The organism is Longicatena caecimuris (genome assembly GCF_004341945.1).
GTDB classification, from domain to species: domain Bacteria; phylum Bacillota_I; class Bacilli_A; order Erysipelotrichales; family Erysipelotrichaceae; genus Longicatena; species Longicatena caecimuris.
Genome location: NZ_SMBP01000007.1, coordinates 46773 through 64123, shown reverse-complemented (window position 1 = coordinate 64123; position 17351 = coordinate 46773). Strand labels below are relative to the sequence as shown.

Genomic DNA, 17351 nt, shown 5'->3' with positions numbered 1-17351 from the left:
TCGTAATAGCTTTCAGACTTCTTCTTGAATTTTTATGAATATACATTAGCAAATATCATCCTTAGACGGCTTATGATTGTATTCACGCATTACAAAAACACACATGTATTCTCTGCCCTTATCCTTTTTTGAATTATTTTACAAAAGGTCCGGGTTTCATATTTTGTTTCGTCGTATGTTTTCGTCTTTTGTCCATCTGGACACGCATGATTTCATCTCTCTTTCCTATATCTTCTCCTTTATTCTACAGGAAGTAACGATATCTGTAAAGGTTCTCCCAGCAATCCGCCAACATTTCCCTCTTGAATCTTCTTTTGATTCTGCACATGTGCGATAAACCATTTATTGCGCTTTGTTAAAAGCTCTCCTTTTCGATAAGAAATCGGTGTATTTGTTTTATCTAAGAGGATCACAATTGTGGAAAACCCTTTTTGATCTGCCGAAAATGGGCAATAATGCAAAGTACCTTCAAACAACTCTATGACACTGCCTTTGGGTACATAAAATACTTCCAATGCCTCCTTATCAATACCAGGTGCCTGAAAGTCTTCCTTTCGTCCTAACGCTAAGACACAATCGGTAATGGCCATATTCACCTCAGATCCTATATGGTATTCCAGCCCCAGTAAGGTCGTATTATGTCCATGACAGATGCCTACTTCAATTGCCATTTCAGCAAAAATACGATGGGCGATTTCAGCTACACAAGCAAAAGGATGTAATGCCGCAATATCGGCAATATACGCATTCCCGCTAGTTGGTATCGGATACAGTTTTTCTGCTTCTTGTAACAAAGCATCCACATCCAAGTGGATGAGCTTTCCATAGCGTGAAAATGCTGCATCATTCACATTTTTGATACATACTTGTGGATTTCTTTTCTGTAATATTTCTTGTTTCATGTAAGTCATGCTTCCTTTCCGTTAAATTCTTTAACCACGTTTCTTTTCGATAAAACCAAGTAGCAATAAAAATTTTAAAAATACTGCTGCCTTCTACGATTGCAAACATCCATAGCATAGGGATATGCAGCACACGTGCGCACAGCGTTGATAAGAGCAAGGGCCCAAAGCAAGTAAATAAGCCATCAATACACAAGACGGAACGTGTATCTCCACCGGCTCGTAAAATATAATAAATGGTTTCTGAATAGCCTTGTGTCCAAGTAATACAAGCCTTGATCATTAAAAGCTGCATCGCCATATGCCGACTCTCTCCTTGTAACGAAAACAGAAAAGGTGCTATCGGACTGGTGCATAAGACCAAAGCACACCCAACGATATAAATGGATAAACCGATCCGTATCATCTTTTTGGCATCCAATTTGGCCTGCTTTAGCTTGCCTGCCCCTAAATCATTGCCAATGACGACACCCGTCACCGCACTGCAGCCGCTAAAGGCTACATAAATCATGCTAGCAATCGTATCAACTACTGTTAAGGCAGGTATATAGCGTTCATCTACAGCACAATAATTCATGAAGATAAAGGATAATCCTAATGACCAAATAAATTCATTGCAAACAAGTGGAATTGCCCGCTGGGCAATCTTGTATTTCTCCCTTAAGGAAAAACGAGTATAGGCAGTTAACAAATAAAATTCACTTTCTTTACGTAAAGCAACAGCACATAAGAAAAGTGCTTCTACGATGCGTGAACATAAGGTCGCAATACCGGCTCCTACTACACCAAGGGATGGAAAACCAAAATGTCCAAAAATCAAGGCATAATTCAAGGCGATATTCAAAAGGAAGGATAGACAACCGGCATACATAGGAATACGCGGCTGGGCAATCACACGATAGCCAACGCCCATCATCTGTGCTAATGCATAAGGAAGATAAGAGAATACCACAATGCCATTGTACACATTGCCCAATCTGATCAACACCTCATTTTTCACAAACATCGACATGATGAAGGAAGGAAATACAAGTAAAATAACCATAAAAATAATGGCCGTATATACGCACAGACGCAAGCCAAAACGCAATGTGCGATTTTCATTTTCTTTCTGCAATGCCCCATGATATTGCGAGATAAACAATCCTACACCATTGCTTAACCCAAAGATTACCAGGTTATAAATAAAGAAATATTTATTAGCTACACTGACAGCACTGATTGCATCTTCACTGAAAGCTCCTAACATGATCGTATCACTCATCGCTAATAAGTGTGCTAAAAGTTGTTGTAAGATGACCGGCAATGCCAGTCCCATAAAATAACGTAAAAAACTTCTCTGCTGCATGTCCACCTCCTTGAATACTCTCATTTATCCTATATCAAGTATAAACGCTTAAACATGCGTGTATATTTGATGAAAAGCTTATAAGAAAAGAGGCAATCATCAAAGGACGTTTACCTCTATTCTGCTTTATGCTTGTTTCTCCCCTTCGCAAATGGCAATTCCCGCACTTGCCCCCAATGCCGATGCGCCGGCATCAATTAATGCTTTTGCCTCTTCATATGTGTGAATACCGCCGGCTGCTTTGATACGTACCTCATCTTTTAAGATTTTCTTCATCAATAAAACATCTTCTAACTTAGCTCCGCCAAAGCTCTTACCAGTAGATGTTTTTAAAAAGGCTGGTTTTACGCGCAATGCAATCTCGCATACCTTCTTTTTCGCATCCTCATCCAACTTACACATTTCAACAATTGCTTTATCGCAAATGCCATGTTCTCGACAGAAAGCCGTAATGGTCTTCATTTCTTTTTCAATATAAGCATAATCTCTTGTTTCGATAGCATGCTGATTTAAGACATAATCAATTTCCTTAAAGCCTTTCTCCGCATACGCCTGGAAACGTTTCATTTTTTCATCTAATGATAAGACACCTTCAGGAAAATCAATTGCTCCTGCGATGATGATACCGCTATCCTTTAAATAAGCAACGGCTTCATCATAAGTGTCAATCTGCGCAAAGATACAGCGGAAATGATACTTTTTTGCTTTCTCTAAATACTGTTCGTAAGTATCATTTGGATCATCAATGTAATCAATATACGTATGTATATTCATATGTAACCGCCTTTCTATGCATCTTGCATGCATATATTATCCTAAGAAACCAAAATAAACACCAACAACACCAAGAATCATCGTGCCGAGAATGAGCCACATTGGATTGACTTTCTTTTTCAACAGCCAATAATAGATCCAAGTAGCAGATAAGCCTAACATACCAGGCATGATGCCATCCAAAATCGTTTGTACGGTCTGTACATCTTCTCCGGAAACATTTGCCCCAATCTTCAACGGAATCGTCGCATAGAACATGTCTTTGCTCATGGCACCGATTACCATGATACCAACGATACCGGAAGCAAACATCACTTTTTCCATCAAACCGCTTTTCTCAGCATTCGCCAAGAAAGAGAAGCCTAATTCATAACCTTTCACTGCTCCGATGAAACGTACTAAGAAGGCTGGAATATTATAAATCAAGAAATAAGCAATTGGTCCCATGATGTTGCCGGTAGATGCTAATGAAATACCAACGGCAACGGCAATGACACGGATACAACCTAAGAAGATAGAATCACCGATACCACTTAATGGTCCCATTAAAGCAGCTTTGACAGAATCAACAGCAGCTCCTTCCAATTCCCCTTTCGCAACACGCTCTTCCATAGATACGGCAATACCGCCAACAAAAGGCGCAAGCTGTGGCGTGATATTAAAGAATGCCACATGTCTTGTTAAAGCCTCTGCATAACCTTCAGGATCATCTGCATAAATCTTTTTTAACATTGGGTTGATCATTAAACAGAATGCCAAATGCATTTGGCGAGGATAGTTCCAGGAATATTCCATTCCTAAGGCACCGATATTGCATGCTGAATGCAACAGGTCCTTTTTGGTAATCAGTTTTTCATCCGTATTAGAAGTCGTCATCATCACTTACCTCCTCAGCATTACCAGCCATCACTGGCCGATCTTCCAAAAAGCCAAATTTCTCTACGGCAATGATGACCGCAATGATAGCGACACCAAGTACCGGAATGTTGGCATAAGATGCCAAAACAAAACCTAAGAAGAAGAAAGGAATCAGCTTCTTGTTAATGATCATACGCATCAGCATTGCAAATCCCATTGCGGGAAGAATACCGGCTGCCACGCCCATGCCATCTAGTACAAATTGTGGAATAAAATCTAACAAAGCCTGTACTTTATCAGCACCAACATAGAAAGCACCAAAGACCAACAGGAATTTATAGATGGTAGCAAATGCTCCCATGAGCCACTGTGTAAACATGATTTTCTTATCATTACCAGCCGCTGCACCATCATCGGCTATTTTCAAACAAACAGGTGTAATGGCGGAAACTAAATTTCCGATGCCCAAGGAAATTACGGCAATTGGCATAGCTAAAGCAACAGCAGCGTCAACACCTTTTCCCATTGAAATGGCAAATGCCGTCGCTAAGACACCGCCGATATTAACATCTGGTGGAATATAGGCACCTACAGAAATTGCCCCCATAAACAACAGCTCTAAGCTTGCCCCAATTTCAACTCCTGTTTTTACATCCCCTAAAACTAAACCTACTAATGGTCCTAAAACGATTGGTCTAAAGGTATATAATGTACCGAATGCATAATCCAAAGAACCCCATGCAGCAATCAGACCAATTAAGATAGCTTGTACTACCATGATTATTTCCTCCTCATTTTACTTTAAAACGTGGGCGACATTAAGTTTATTATCATCTACTAGTGCTCTGATTTCACACTCTACGCCTCGTTCCATCAATTCTTTCAAAATCGCTTTCTCTTCTTCTTCAAGGAAAACCTGTTTGCTGACTTGTGTTGTTGTCTTGCTTTCCTTGGTGTTTCCTAAATTGATACTGGTAATCGATGGACAACCATCCACAAGCTGTTTTGCTTCTTTAATGGTCTGAACAACAATAATCAGTTTGTATTTATCCGTTACTCCACTGTTAATAGCCGCTATGGAATCGGCCATATTTTTAATTACCAATTTCACTCCGCTAGGTTTTCCCAACTTTAATGTGGTCTTCCATACATCATCATGTACTACGGTATCACTTGCTACCAAAATACAATTTGCGCCAACGCCATTGGTCCAGGAAAAAGCCACCTGACCATGCAGTAAGCGATGATCAACGCGTACTAATTAATCATGTTACATCACCTTTCTAGAAGTCCTCTTCTTCTTTTGCTGCGCTACGCAGCATATCGTTACAGTACTTTACGCGTGTATCTTCACTGTTCACGATATCATGGATCATCTTTTCCGGATCCTCCTCGACACTGAGAAACAACTGCATCAATAATGGCAGATTCATGCCGGTAATCAAATGCATATGGTTGCGATTTCTCAGCTGTTTCATGAATTCGTTGTTGACACTGCCACCAAACACATCGCTGCATACGATTACTTCATCTTCAGGCGGAATCGCTGCTAAGGTTTCCTCTACTAAAGATGTGATATCGTTATTGCCTTCCACAAATGCCTGTACGATATGTATATTGGGCTGTTCGCCAATGATGATCTGAATACTTTCATAAATTCCTTTCGAAAAACCTCCGTGTGATGCAAGTACATAATGTTTCATTTGTCAATCTCCTTTATGTGTTCTTCAAATATTCGCATAGATGCTGCATCGGCTGTGAATGGCTCTTTGAAGTAACGCTGATTGACACATTCTACGGACAGGATGCCATGATATCCATACTTCATGAAATCCTGTAAATCACATCGCATGTCACGTTTTCCATCTCCCCATGCCAGATGTGTGATTTCTTCATTCACATCCACAAAGTGGCAATGGATAACTTTATCATGAAATGTTTCAAAATATGTTTGAATTGTATCGTTTGCTCTTGCCATTGCACCCATATCCAGACATATGTTTAATGCTGATTCATCTACTTCATCAAGCAGTCGAGCAAGATCTTGGGCACTGTTTGCTAATACAGATTCATTTTCCTGCAAAGCTTCAATTGCCAATTTCATGCCGTTTGCTTGTGCATATTGGGCAATGCGTTTCAGCATCGTCACACTGCGTTTCCAGGCTTCTTGTTTTGGCTCATCTAGAAATGCCCAGCCGCTTGTAACGACAACTTGTTGTGCCTGCAGTTCACATGCCACATCAACCGCATTACAGAAATAGTGATATACTCTATCCTGCATATCCTGTTCTCTTGCGGCCATATTATTAGGTTTGGGATTTGTCTGTTCCGGACAGATTCCAATAATTTTCAGATGATAGCGTTGTTCCAACTGTTTTAGTTTATCGATGGAATCATAACGCTCATGATCCATATAGAAATGTTGTGGCCCTGTCCAGAGTTCAACCTTTTTATAACCATTTGAAGCAGCACTGGCAAAGAATTCTTCCAGTGGATAGAAACGATGATGACAATTCATAGCCGCAAGTTCTAATTTGCTCATCCTAGTCTTCTCCTTCCAAGATAAGATGATAGGCTTCCAATAGATCATGTACCAGATACGTTGCTTTTGTTTGATCATAATGGAATCGTTCATCTTTTAATGCTGCTACTTTGATATCTGCACGTATAGCTGCTTCAATACCATACGTGGAATCTTCGATAATGATACAATGTTCCTTCGCTACTTTCAGCTGTTTCACCGTATGTAAATAGATGGCAGGATCTGGTTTGCTGAAAGGAAAATCCCTGCCGGTTACTACCAAATCGAAACTATTCAATAATTGACATTGCTGCATCATGGCATGAATTGCTGACATTGGTGATGAAGATGCAATCGCTGTTTTTATGCCCCTTTCGCGTAATCTTGGTAAGATATAACGCACATATGGATTCACAATATCCGCAAACACGACTTCCTCTTCACCCTGCATTATGGTTTCGTATAGCTGTTCCAGCTCTTTAGGATCAATCGCCTCCTTCCACCACGATGCCATCATCTGCCAGCTGGCTTCATTGCTGCTGCCGGCCAATTTTACGACTTCTTCATATGGCACATGAATGCCAAAGCGTTCATAGAAGGAAAGAACATGATGCATATAGATGGGTTCTGAATCAATCAGAACACCATCCATATCAAAGATCACAGCATCAATTTTTTCCATTGCTTCTAATATTCAAACTGACGGTAGTAGCGGCGATAAGCAAGATTGTGTTTTGTATAAGTTTCATAATAGCTTGCCAGACGTTCTGTTACTAACGCGGTTAAGATCATTGGTGAAACGATCATACGGAATTCCGGATCTAAACCATCAATCGCATATTCTGCTGTATCAATGACAACCAGCTTATCAGTGAATTTCTTGGCAAATGCTTCTACACGATTATCCAGCTTACGGCACTCATCTTCACCCTTGAACAAGAAGACCGGTACATCTTTATCTACCAATTCCAATGTTCCATGGAAGAAATCCGGACTGGATACTGCTCTTGTGCGTACCCATTGCATTTCTTCTAAGATACACATGGAGAATAATACGGTCTCTCCCCACAATGCGCCACTGCCAACGAAGATGCTATATGGTTCTAAAGCATAAGCTTTTGCAATTTCATCGGCTTTTGCATCAAATTTTTCACGAATATCTACTAAGTCATGGAAGATATTTTTTGTTTGGGCAATGAAGGCATCATATTTTGGGAATTCATTGCGGCGATTCAATAAACGCAGAGCTAAGACATCAAACATCAGATAACTATATTCACACTGTCCGGTTGTTACAGGAGCGGTGATGATCGTAGTCGCAAGTTTTCCAAGTGGTGTTTCTGGTTTGGTGAAAGCAACAACTTCAATGCCTTCTTTCACGATCCATTCCACAGCTTCCACGATTTCTTTGGTATCACCGGAAGCACTGGCAGTAATAACAACAGAACCCTTCTTTAAACGCTTGTTGCCAAGGACGTTTAATTCTGCTGCATTGGCTAAATGCACTTCTACTTCTGAGTATTTATTCATGATGTACTGAATTGGCTCTAATTCATCATAAGTTCCACCCATTCCTAACAAGAAAATATTTTCATATCCCTTATCATGTACTTTATCCGCAACCGCTTCTACTTCTTTTAATTTCGCAACGACAGCATCGCCATCTTTCAGATAAGTTTCTACATTAAATTTCGATAACATCACTTTTTCTTTTTCCATGTTTTTTTCTCCTTCGATTTCCTATCAGCTTTTCTTTCCCATCCAATTCTTTTTTTCATCATTTGTGCTATACTGGAAAGGAATGTTTTTCAAAGTGAGATCCAAGCTGAAGTAGTCGCAGTGTGCACCCTGTGGTTTATCAGCTAATCCACTTTACGTTTTTAATATACCAGTATTGTAATCTTTTTGCAAGCGTTTTCTTTTTACTTTTTCACCACAAGTGTAAATTGTTGTCTATCAATATCGATAATTTTATGAAAACTTGTTTAATAAAAGCCTTTATTTATCGTATTTTTGATAATTATTAAAAAAAATCAAAAAAATACATATTTTTTGATAAAATTTATGAAATTCTATCGTTCCTATGCTCATGAGGTTTCATGTATATACCAGTTTATACGGTTTTTATACCACTATAATAAATATCGTGCGAGTCCATCTATATTTCGATATACCACATATTCTAAACCATAGTATTTCAACATAAAAAAAGTCCTAGCTATGTCAAATGAACCCTGTTAAATTGGGCATAAGAAAAAAGACATTCTAGGTTTCTATTATACAGCGTCCATGTTGATTATAAAGGACCTCATTTTCATGGCAATACTCATTGAATTTAGCTTCTCGCTTTTGTATGTTGAATAATCTTCAGAAATGAAAAAAGTCAGCTTTTTGCCGACTTATCGTTTTGCGCGAAAAGTAAATTTTGCCTTATCACAACGGACATAGCTTTCAGTGTATTCTACTACATTCCCTTTTGCATCTTTGCCAATGTATTCAAAATAATACAATGGATGACCTTCCGCTATCTTCATCAATCGGGCTTCCGGTTGCACTGCTTTTAAAATCGTCAGCCGCTGAGAAAATACTACCGGTCGATGACCTTTGCTCTCCATGTAATCGTATAAAGACACATGCTCAAAATTATAAGTATCAATATCTTTAAACAAATGATAAGGAACATAACAGTACTCTAAAGCAAAGGATTCTGTTCCGATATTACGTAAACGATGCAATACATAAACATCTTCATTCTTTAAAATATGCAGTTTATTGGCTAAATAGCCACGTGAAGATATGACACCCTTTTCCAAAATTTGATTCATCAAAGGTATTCCACTGTCTTTAATAACAGCACCTAATCCTCGACTGGATTCAGATAAATTATCATAAAAAGTTACCTTTTGTGTTTTCTTTTGCGCGACAAATGTTCCCTTACCATGAATTCGATATAATATATTAGCTTCCACCAAAGAATTAATAGCGTTTTTTACCGTCATTCGGTTTACACCATAAGTATCTGCCATCTCTCTTTCACTGGGAATCTTTTCCCCGGGAAGATATTCCCCATCCTCAATGCGTTTCATGATGATTTCCTTCAACTGCATATAAAGCGGCATCCGATAGTCCATACATCACATCCTCCTAATTAACATAAACAAAGCGTTCCATCTTCATCAGACTTTCTGTATACTCAATCTGACGATTTTTAGTATCGTACGCCAAGCCCTGTTGCAACACTAGTTGTTCACCTTTTGCTACCTGCAACGACATTGCCGCAAAATCATCAGCGGTACTGACAAGAATTTCCTGTTCACTATGATCAATATGAATATCATAAGCAGTTTCCAATATTACATACAATGCTTGTTCTTGTAAATCGTAATGTTCAAGATCAGGTACGATCTCAATAGGAATGTACGTTGTCTCCAAAGAAATCGGCTCATCATCTACATAACGTAAACGCTGAAGTTCATATACTTTAGTTCCTAAAGGCAAACGCATATGCGCAGATAAATATTTATTCAATTCCATTTTTGACAAGTGTAATAATTTCATTTTCATTTTCAGACCTTGTTGAAAAATTGCTTCACTGGTCGATTCTAAATGGAAGACATTCTTTTCTACTCGTGGTTTATTGACATAATAACCGCTGCGTTGTTTTGAAACTATGATTCCTTCTTGTAAAAGAATCCGCAATCCACTGCGAAGGGTTAATCGCTGAACATTTAATTTCTCACAAAGATCTCGTTCACTAGGCAGTTTATCTCCCTCTTTCAGATTCTCTTGTTCTATCATGTTTTTGAGTTCATTGGCAATCATGATACTCAATGTCAAGATTTTCATATGCTTTCCTTTCTGCTGCGGTATACAACCTCTTTCATGCATAATTATACCAAATTAACAAAGAAATAGATAGGGAAAACTGTTTTTTCATATTTTACTGAAATACTTATATATGCATTTATTTAAGTAAAAAAAGGGAATACTCATTTTTTTGAGTTATTCCCTAATGTACTTTTATAAAGAAAGCGATTTTCCATCGCAAAGATGCGCGGAGTAAAGCCTCCTGGCTCTATTGGTGCCAATGCCTTTTCCATTGACTGCATACGTGCATCCATATTATCCAGCAAGTACAGCATTTCCGCTTCTGGAATCATTGGTAACACCGGAGATCCATAAGCGTATTGTCCATGATGAGCAAGGATCATATGTCGCAGCAACAGCACCTCTTCCCCTGTATAACCAAGCTGTTTTGCTTTTTCTTCCACTTTGCTTTGCATAATACTGATATGTCCCAACAATTTGCCTTCTTTGGTATAATCCGTCACAACCGCTCCGCTTAATTCAATCAGTTTTCCGATATCATGTAAGATCACTCCGGCAATCAACAGATCACGATTCAACAATGTGTATTGCTTGCATAAAGCATCCGCCATATGCAGCATGCCTAACACATGGGTTGCCAAGCCACTCACAAAATCATGATGATTTTTCATAGCTGCCGGATATGTATAAAAATCTTTTTCATAATCCGTGATAAACGCTTGTGTGATTGCATGAATGGCTTCATTTCGAATAGATGCTATATAAGCCGTAATTTCTTTTTGTAATTCATCTTTCGCAATTGGTCCACTCTTCACAAAGTTCCAAATATCATATTCTTCATCATTTACTTCTTCCATGTGATTTACACGAAACTGAAGCTGTTTTTGATGACATAAGACATCACCACTCACTTTAACCAACATTCCCGGTTTATAAGCATATAACAAGTTCTCTGGAACATTCCAATATTTCGCATCCATGCTGCCTGTCTTATCTTGTAATTGAAAGGACAGATAGGGTGCTCCCTTCGCTGTGACGCCTTTATTTACCTGAAGTAGCAATACCGTGATTTCCCCACGAAAACCATCTTCAAGCTCTGCTAATGTTTTATTCATCTTGCCACTCCATTTCTTCTATTTTTGCTATTACATCTTCATGCCGAAAGCCCTTTTGTAGACAATATGCAATGACCTTATTGCGCAACTGAACACCCTGATAGCGCCTTGCATAATTACGCAACGCTTTTTGAATGGTCTTCGTTAATGCTTCGCTGTCATCGACACCGGAAAAATCAAGTTCTTCTGCGCTCGATCTTGCCAAATCACCATCAAAGCCCTGACGAATCAACTTTTGAATGATCGTTTGCTTTTTCATAGCAGCCGACTTATCTTTCACACTATTCATTAATTTTTCAGCCATTTTACGAGCCTTATCTGCTTCTTGTACATCATCAAAATTGTTTAACGCCTGATCAATGATCTCAGGATCAATTCCCTTATTTAACAAGGTACGTCGAATCTTCCCTTTCCCGGTCAATGAAAACTGCATGCTATCCAAGCGATCCAATACATAACGCTGATCATTGATATAGCCTTTTTCTTCTAATTCATTCAGCAGTATTTCAACATCTTCTTTCCCTAAGCCTGGCAGACGATTAAAATACAACATCATTTCTTTGCGTGTATAATCCTTTATACGTAATTTGCGAATAGCAGCACGATAAGCTTCTAAACGAATTTCCTTATGTTGGAAATCCGCTACGGTATAACGATCCAACATTGTATGCAGACGAATCTTATAGGTGAAATAATCATCCAGTCGTATCAATATTTTAATTGGCTGATCTTCTTTATCGTTTTCCACATAAATGCGAACATAATCATCTAATGTCTTAATTTTTACGACTTCATATGCATCCTCAAAATCATCAATCGCCTGATAATAAACTGACATGACCTTAGAATAAAAAACCTTAGAATCGTATTTTACAATTTTTGCTTTTGCACGCTTGCGGAAAGCATCACGTTCATCTTGTGGTAAAGCAAAGAATGCTATTAGCTTGCGAGCAAATTCCTGCGGTGTATCAAATAAAAAGCCACTGTCGTTTTCGACAACAAGATCTTTTAAAACATCATCCCATCGAGCAAAAACCGGTAATTCACAAGCCAGCGCTTCGATATATGTCATGCCTTGTGTTTCCGTTAAGGATGCAGACACAAAGCAATCTGCACACGCATAATAATATGGTACTTCTTCTCTTGGCTTTTTATCAGTGAAAATCACATGGTTTTCTAAATGGTATTTTTTTACCATCGCTTGCAATTCATCCAGCTGTGGACCACCGCCAACAATCAGCAGCTTAATTTTAGGATCATCTATATAACGGAATCCTTCAATCGGTATATCCACACTTTTTTCTGGTGCAATGCGCCCAACAAATGTAATCACATGATCATCATCGGCAATTCCATATTGATGCCGAATTTCCTTCACCTTCTCCATGTTAATGGATTCACGATTAAAGTTCTCAAAATTCAAGCCGGTAGGAATCACATAAATCGGTGTCTTAACACCATATTTCTGCAATGTCTCTTTTGTTTTCTCACTTGGTGATATAACTGCCTGTGCACTATCTGATATCGCTCTTGAAAAGGTTGATATCACTTTTTTTGATACCTTATCTACTTCATCGATATCAAAACGATTGATATAATGCGTATAATCCTCATACATGGTGTGATATGTCGTTACGACTGGAATATTCAAATATTTTGCCACGATGCGAGCAAACATACCTACACCGAATTCCGTATGCACATGTATTACATCTAAATTCATTTTACGCACTTCATCACGTGCTGCAAAATGATATGGAGTAGACAACTTATACCCATACAGCCATTTTAATTCTAATCCAGGCAGGCGCAGTACATTGCCTTCTTTTTTCATGCGAGCTGCTTTATGATTGGTAATAACAAAAACATCATGACCGTTTTTTTCTAGTTCTTTTTGTAAAGTAACGATGCTGGATACAACTCCATTAATATCTGGTGTATATGTATCGGTGAATAAACCTATTCGCATACATCCACCTCCTTTTCCTCTTTCATCCATTTTTCACTATCATATTTCCGTTTTAAGAACAAGAAGACGACAGCCCCCACCAGCATGACAACATGGTAGGTTGAAAAACGCCATAGGATCATAACGCCGCTTGCTAATGCTGCATGTTTTACTACGGATTGAAATAAAGCCGTAAAGACCAATTCTGTTCCTCCACTCGCCCCGGGTATGGGGATAAAGGCATTGGCCATTAAGACAAAACTGGAAAGTGCTAGACAATCAATAAAACGATCTGCCCCTACAGAAACCCCCATTGCTTTCATGATAAAGTAAGGCAATGTAAATTGTATCGTCATTCGTACTATATTCAATACAACCGCCTGTAAGATCATCTTTTTCTCATGCTGCATCTTTTTGATTTCTGTAGTGAAAGATTCCATCTGTGCCGTCCAGCTGCTTAATGTCTTCTCTTTATTTTTTACAATATGCAATTTTGCCAAAATCTTTACACAGCCTTGTGACAATCGCACATATAATCGAGGAAACAACGCCATTGTCCACAAGACACCAATCACACATACATTCACAAGATAACCCAATAAGATACCAAAAAACAATGGACCGATGATTGCCATAAAATGAGAAAAACGTGCCAGAAACAAAATGGTAACATACAGCATCATCGTTGTTTGATAGACAATAAAATCAGCCCATAAGATACTGGCACCATCACTGAATTTAATCCCCTGTTTCTTAAATATATACGCTTGCGCAAATTGTCCGCCGGTTGCACTAGGTGTGATACCACTGAAAAAGATACCTACAAAACCATTTGCGATACCTTGTAAAACGGTATAATCTTTTTTACTTCTTTTAGCAAATACTGCTAAGATCCAGCCTACCACACAGGCATAGGCAATTCCCCACAGCAAAATGATCACAAGCCAGTACCAGTGCATACCGCCGATCAGCGTCATGACCTCCTGATAATGATCCTTTAATGCAAACCATAAGGCAACAACGGTCAACCCAATGATCAGCAGGAAATTCAGGACATAACTCTTTACAGAATTTTTCATCTTAATCCCTCGCTTTTAAGACCGCTCAACAAATGCGATCAACAGCATATCGCTATCTTTTAAATAATGAACAACAAAGATATAAGATATGCCTTAAGCGCAAAACAGACAGTTATTACTGCTTATTTTTTCGCTTTCTTTTCTTCTTTGCGTCTTCTCAGCAGTTCCCCACTTTCTTGCTCTTGATAAACCCTTGTATAAAAGTCCTTCCAGATCTGCAAGACATTTTCTTTTGAATAATACTGACTGATATAAGCGGAATCCTCACTGCTTTGTTGATAAAACGCCGTATCCTTTTGTAATCGGTCAATCAACATCACAAAGTCTTCATTGGATTCCCCACATTGATATTTATGAAATAAAATATCCTCATATAATTCCAAATTACGTAAGACTAATGGGCGTTTTAAATTCACTGCTTCCAAGATGGACATAGGAAACAATTCATTATAAGATGGCATGAATAACAGATTGCTCATGTTATAAATATCATTCATTTCACTGCGTGGAATGATGCCTAAAAATTTCACATTTGCAGGTGGATTTTCAACGACTTTTTTCAGTTCTTCATAGCCATCGGTAATCTTTCCAAAAGAGAACCCACCACACCAAACGAATTGAATATGCGGTAATTTTTTAGCAACCTCAATAAAGTCCAGCACCCCTTTACGAGTCTGTACCTGACCAACGCCAATAACGACAAAAGCATCTTCTGCAATGCCATATTTCTTACGTATAGCGAAACGTTCTTCTTCACTTTTTTCATAAAAGTCTTCCTTGGACACATAATTGGGAATATATACCATCTTTTCTTTAGGTATATCATAAGTTTCCAATTCTTTCATAAACGTCGGATTTACAACAATCAGATAATCGGCTGTCTTATAGAAGCTTATAACATATTTTTTGAATACATGAAATAATGCCTTAGGCAATTGAATACTGCCATCTAAGGTATCAGGTAAAAAATGTACATAACATACATTAGCATTTTTATTATTTTTCATACGCAGATAATTCTGCGGTTCTATCGTATGAGAATGAACGATATCTGCTTTTTTCACACTGTTGATGCGAACATCGAACAGATCACTTGCGCCTTCGCTGACTAGTTTCACCTGTTCCAGATAAGCACTTCCTACTCCCTGGCCTTCCACTTTATCGGCATTGGAAAGCATATTAATGACAATTCGTTTATCCAATCTGATTCCCTCCTGTTATCGCAAGAAACAAAAAAAGTTAACCTTTTTCTGCTTTGACAGAAGTATTATATCATATTTTCCATATATGGAATAGATTGACTGCTAACAACTTTGTAAGAAAGCCTTAAGAAATCCTAAGAGTTGCATAGTGTCACCTTTGAAAAAATAACTATCTTACATATAGCGCAAAAGTTCATATACATGCTGATACGCTCGTTGCAAGCGACGATATAATGTGCTTTCTACGATATCTCCTTGATGCAGCATGATGATTCTGCGATCTAAGCCGCGGACATACATATCTAACAATAGATCTTTCTCTTGCTTGGGTAATTGTAAAATCGTTTGAAGCAATTGATATGCATGATGATCACGACTTTGTTTCTGCAGATGTCGCAAATTCCGTTGCTCCATTGCTTTTAAGACTGGCTCTTTCCTCTGTTTACAGTCATTTCGTAAATCTAAGACACTTCTTGTATAATGCAAATAATCCACAAGCTCATCCTCAATTTGCAGATGCCTGCCATCTTCCTCATATAAGACACTATGCAGCCGCAATTCTTCTGCATATCGTTGCAAAAACAGCATTTCTTTCTTAATTTGCTGTGTAATTTGTTTTTGTATATGTATCTTTTCCATGCCATACCTCCTACCATACTGTCATACGATAAAAAAAAGAGAAAAGCGTAAATTTTCTCCATTTTGTATATTTTAAATTTAATTTCTCTCTAATTTCTTGAAGAATTCCGTTAAATCGTAGCCGCTGACAACGATTTCCGCTTGTCGACCATGTGTATTCCAAAGGATGGGATTTCCTTTAAAATCATAAGCATATCCATGCTGCATCTTAGCCATGATCATCGCTAGCATGACATCTCGCAAATTGCGCTTTGCGCAACAATACGCCATAGCTTCATAACGCATACAAGCCAGTATTGCAGCAGGACAGTTCCATCCATGCACTTGATCATCGATCACTTCATATCCCGCATCTTGCATTTTTTCTACCAACGCTTGAGGAACCCGCGCATTCTTAAACAGTAATTTGGGCATTGGCGGTTGCGAAGGAAAGGTCAATTTTTCACCCTGTTCATAAGTTTTTAAGGATGCCTGTTCATAATACATTGTTCCAGCATCCTCAACATAAGAATAGCAAACATCACGTGCTGGAAAATAAACAATTACAATAAGTGGCTCATGTTCTTGCAGCAAAGTCACACATATCGAATAGGTATCCGCCTGCTGAATGTAGGGCAACGTACCATCAATTGGATCAATAATGAGGGTATATGCATGATCCTGCTTTGGATATAAGCGCAACGAGGGTGTATCCTCTTCCACATCTAAAGTTACCATATGACCAAGATAAGGATACACACTTTGTAACAGCATCTCCTGTACTAACTCATCCACCTTAGTTTTCGCTTCTCTCATTGCAAAATGTGCATCACTTTCTCGTTCTTCACGTTCAATGGTTTTCCCTTCGTTTTGAATATTGGCCTGTAAATTTCTTGCCACAACACCGGCTGCTTTTACTGTTTGAAATAAAATTGGTGCTATCGTATGCACATCCATCCTTACTCATCTCCCTATCTGCTATTTATGCTGTTTCTTAGCTAAATACCTTTTGCGCATTTGCAAACCGAACATCGCACTTAAAACATCAATGCCCACATCTTGAATTTATCCGCTTCTTCCAATTACAAACAACTGAAGAAAGAAGCGCTGTTGGTACAAATACACTGCATAAAAAAGCGAGTATCCACGCATGATGAT

General features: G+C 38.5%; 17 protein-coding genes and 1 pseudogene. All 18 read right to left on the bottom strand.

The genetic code is table 11. The annotated features are described in order from the left end of the window. Window positions 1–239: 239 nt before the first annotated feature. Complete coding sequence (locus tag EDD61_RS05575) at window positions 240–902, bottom strand: DUF4867 family protein (RefSeq protein ID WP_132224469.1); 663 nt, start codon at window positions 900–902, stop codon at window positions 240–242. After that, a complete protein-coding gene (locus tag EDD61_RS05570; RefSeq protein WP_132224467.1) occupies window positions 844–2250 on the bottom strand; it encodes an MATE family efflux transporter in 1407 nt (468 codons plus the stop codon). The genes EDD61_RS05575 and EDD61_RS05570 overlap by 59 nt, the downstream gene beginning before the upstream one ends. A gap of 126 nt (window positions 2251–2376) precedes the next feature. Then, on the bottom strand, window positions 2377–3024 hold the full coding sequence (gene deoC / locus EDD61_RS05565) for a deoxyribose-phosphate aldolase (RefSeq protein ID WP_020990837.1): 648 nt from the start codon (window positions 3022–3024) through the stop codon (window positions 2377–2379). Window positions 3025–3060: 36 nt separating this feature from the next. After that, complete coding sequence (locus EDD61_RS05560) at window positions 3061–3900, bottom strand: PTS system mannose/fructose/sorbose family transporter subunit IID (RefSeq protein WP_008687637.1); 840 nt, start codon at window positions 3898–3900, stop codon at window positions 3061–3063. Further along, a complete protein-coding gene (locus EDD61_RS05555) occupies window positions 3887–4660 on the bottom strand; it encodes a PTS mannose/fructose/sorbose/N-acetylgalactosamine transporter subunit IIC (RefSeq protein ID WP_008687636.1) in 774 nt (257 codons plus the stop codon). The genes EDD61_RS05560 and EDD61_RS05555 overlap by 14 nt, the downstream gene beginning before the upstream one ends. 18 nt (window positions 4661–4678) lie before the next feature. Next, window positions 4679–5143, bottom strand: a pseudogene (locus tag EDD61_RS05550) (PTS sugar transporter subunit IIB); the annotation flags it as partial. A 22-nt stretch (window positions 5144–5165) separates the two neighbouring features. Further along, window positions 5166–5585, bottom strand: a complete 420-nt coding sequence (locus EDD61_RS05545) for a PTS sugar transporter subunit IIA (protein ID WP_132224463.1) — start codon at window positions 5583–5585, stop codon at window positions 5166–5168. Next, window positions 5582–6424, bottom strand: a complete 843-nt coding sequence (locus tag EDD61_RS05540) for a sugar phosphate isomerase/epimerase family protein (protein ID WP_132224461.1) — start codon at window positions 6422–6424, stop codon at window positions 5582–5584. Before EDD61_RS05540 ends, EDD61_RS05545 begins: the two co-directional genes overlap by 4 nt. A gap of 1 nt (window position 6425) precedes the next feature. Then, window positions 6426–7085 carry an HAD family hydrolase gene (locus EDD61_RS05535; protein WP_132224459.1) on the bottom strand — a complete coding sequence of 220 codons (660 nt, stop codon included), beginning with the start codon at window positions 7083–7085 and terminating at the stop codon, window positions 6426–6428. Window positions 7086–7090: 5 nt separating this feature from the next. After that, window positions 7091–8122: an SIS domain-containing protein gene (locus EDD61_RS05530; RefSeq protein ID WP_132224457.1), complete on the bottom strand. Its 1032-nt coding sequence runs from the start codon at window positions 8120–8122 to the stop codon at window positions 7091–7093. A gap of 680 nt (window positions 8123–8802) precedes the next feature. Next, window positions 8803–9534: a GntR family transcriptional regulator gene (locus EDD61_RS05525; RefSeq protein ID WP_008687630.1), complete on the bottom strand. Its 732-nt coding sequence runs from the start codon at window positions 9532–9534 to the stop codon at window positions 8803–8805. Between the two features lie 13 nt (window positions 9535–9547). Beyond that, window positions 9548–10249, bottom strand: a complete 702-nt coding sequence (locus EDD61_RS05520; RefSeq protein WP_008687629.1) for a GntR family transcriptional regulator — start codon at window positions 10247–10249, stop codon at window positions 9548–9550. 143 nt (window positions 10250–10392) lie between these two features. Beyond that, the gene (locus EDD61_RS05515) at window positions 10393–11346 is read right to left on the bottom strand and encodes a 3'-5' exoribonuclease YhaM family protein (RefSeq protein WP_132224455.1); all 954 of its coding nucleotides are present in this window, start codon (window positions 11344–11346) and stop codon (window positions 10393–10395) included. Beyond that, on the bottom strand, window positions 11339–13315 hold the full coding sequence (locus tag EDD61_RS05510) for a RecX family transcriptional regulator (protein ID WP_008687625.1): 1977 nt from the start codon (window positions 13313–13315) through the stop codon (window positions 11339–11341). Before EDD61_RS05510 ends, EDD61_RS05515 begins: the two co-directional genes overlap by 8 nt. Beyond that, complete coding sequence (locus EDD61_RS05505) at window positions 13306–14373, bottom strand: lysylphosphatidylglycerol synthase transmembrane domain-containing protein (protein WP_132224453.1); 1068 nt, start codon at window positions 14371–14373, stop codon at window positions 13306–13308. Before EDD61_RS05505 ends, EDD61_RS05510 begins: the two co-directional genes overlap by 10 nt. Before the next feature lie 122 nt (window positions 14374–14495). After that, the gene (locus EDD61_RS05500; protein WP_008978662.1) at window positions 14496–15575 is read right to left on the bottom strand and encodes a glycosyltransferase family 4 protein; all 1080 of its coding nucleotides are present in this window, start codon (window positions 15573–15575) and stop codon (window positions 14496–14498) included. A 174-nt stretch (window positions 15576–15749) separates the two neighbouring features. Then, a complete protein-coding gene (locus EDD61_RS05495) occupies window positions 15750–16214 on the bottom strand; it encodes a hypothetical protein (protein WP_008687620.1) in 465 nt (154 codons plus the stop codon). 78 nt (window positions 16215–16292) lie between these two features. After that, window positions 16293–17150, bottom strand: coding sequence for an inositol monophosphatase family protein (locus tag EDD61_RS05490; RefSeq protein ID WP_132224451.1), 858 nt, complete (start codon window positions 17148–17150; stop codon window positions 16293–16295). Window positions 17151–17351: the final 201 nt, after the last annotated feature.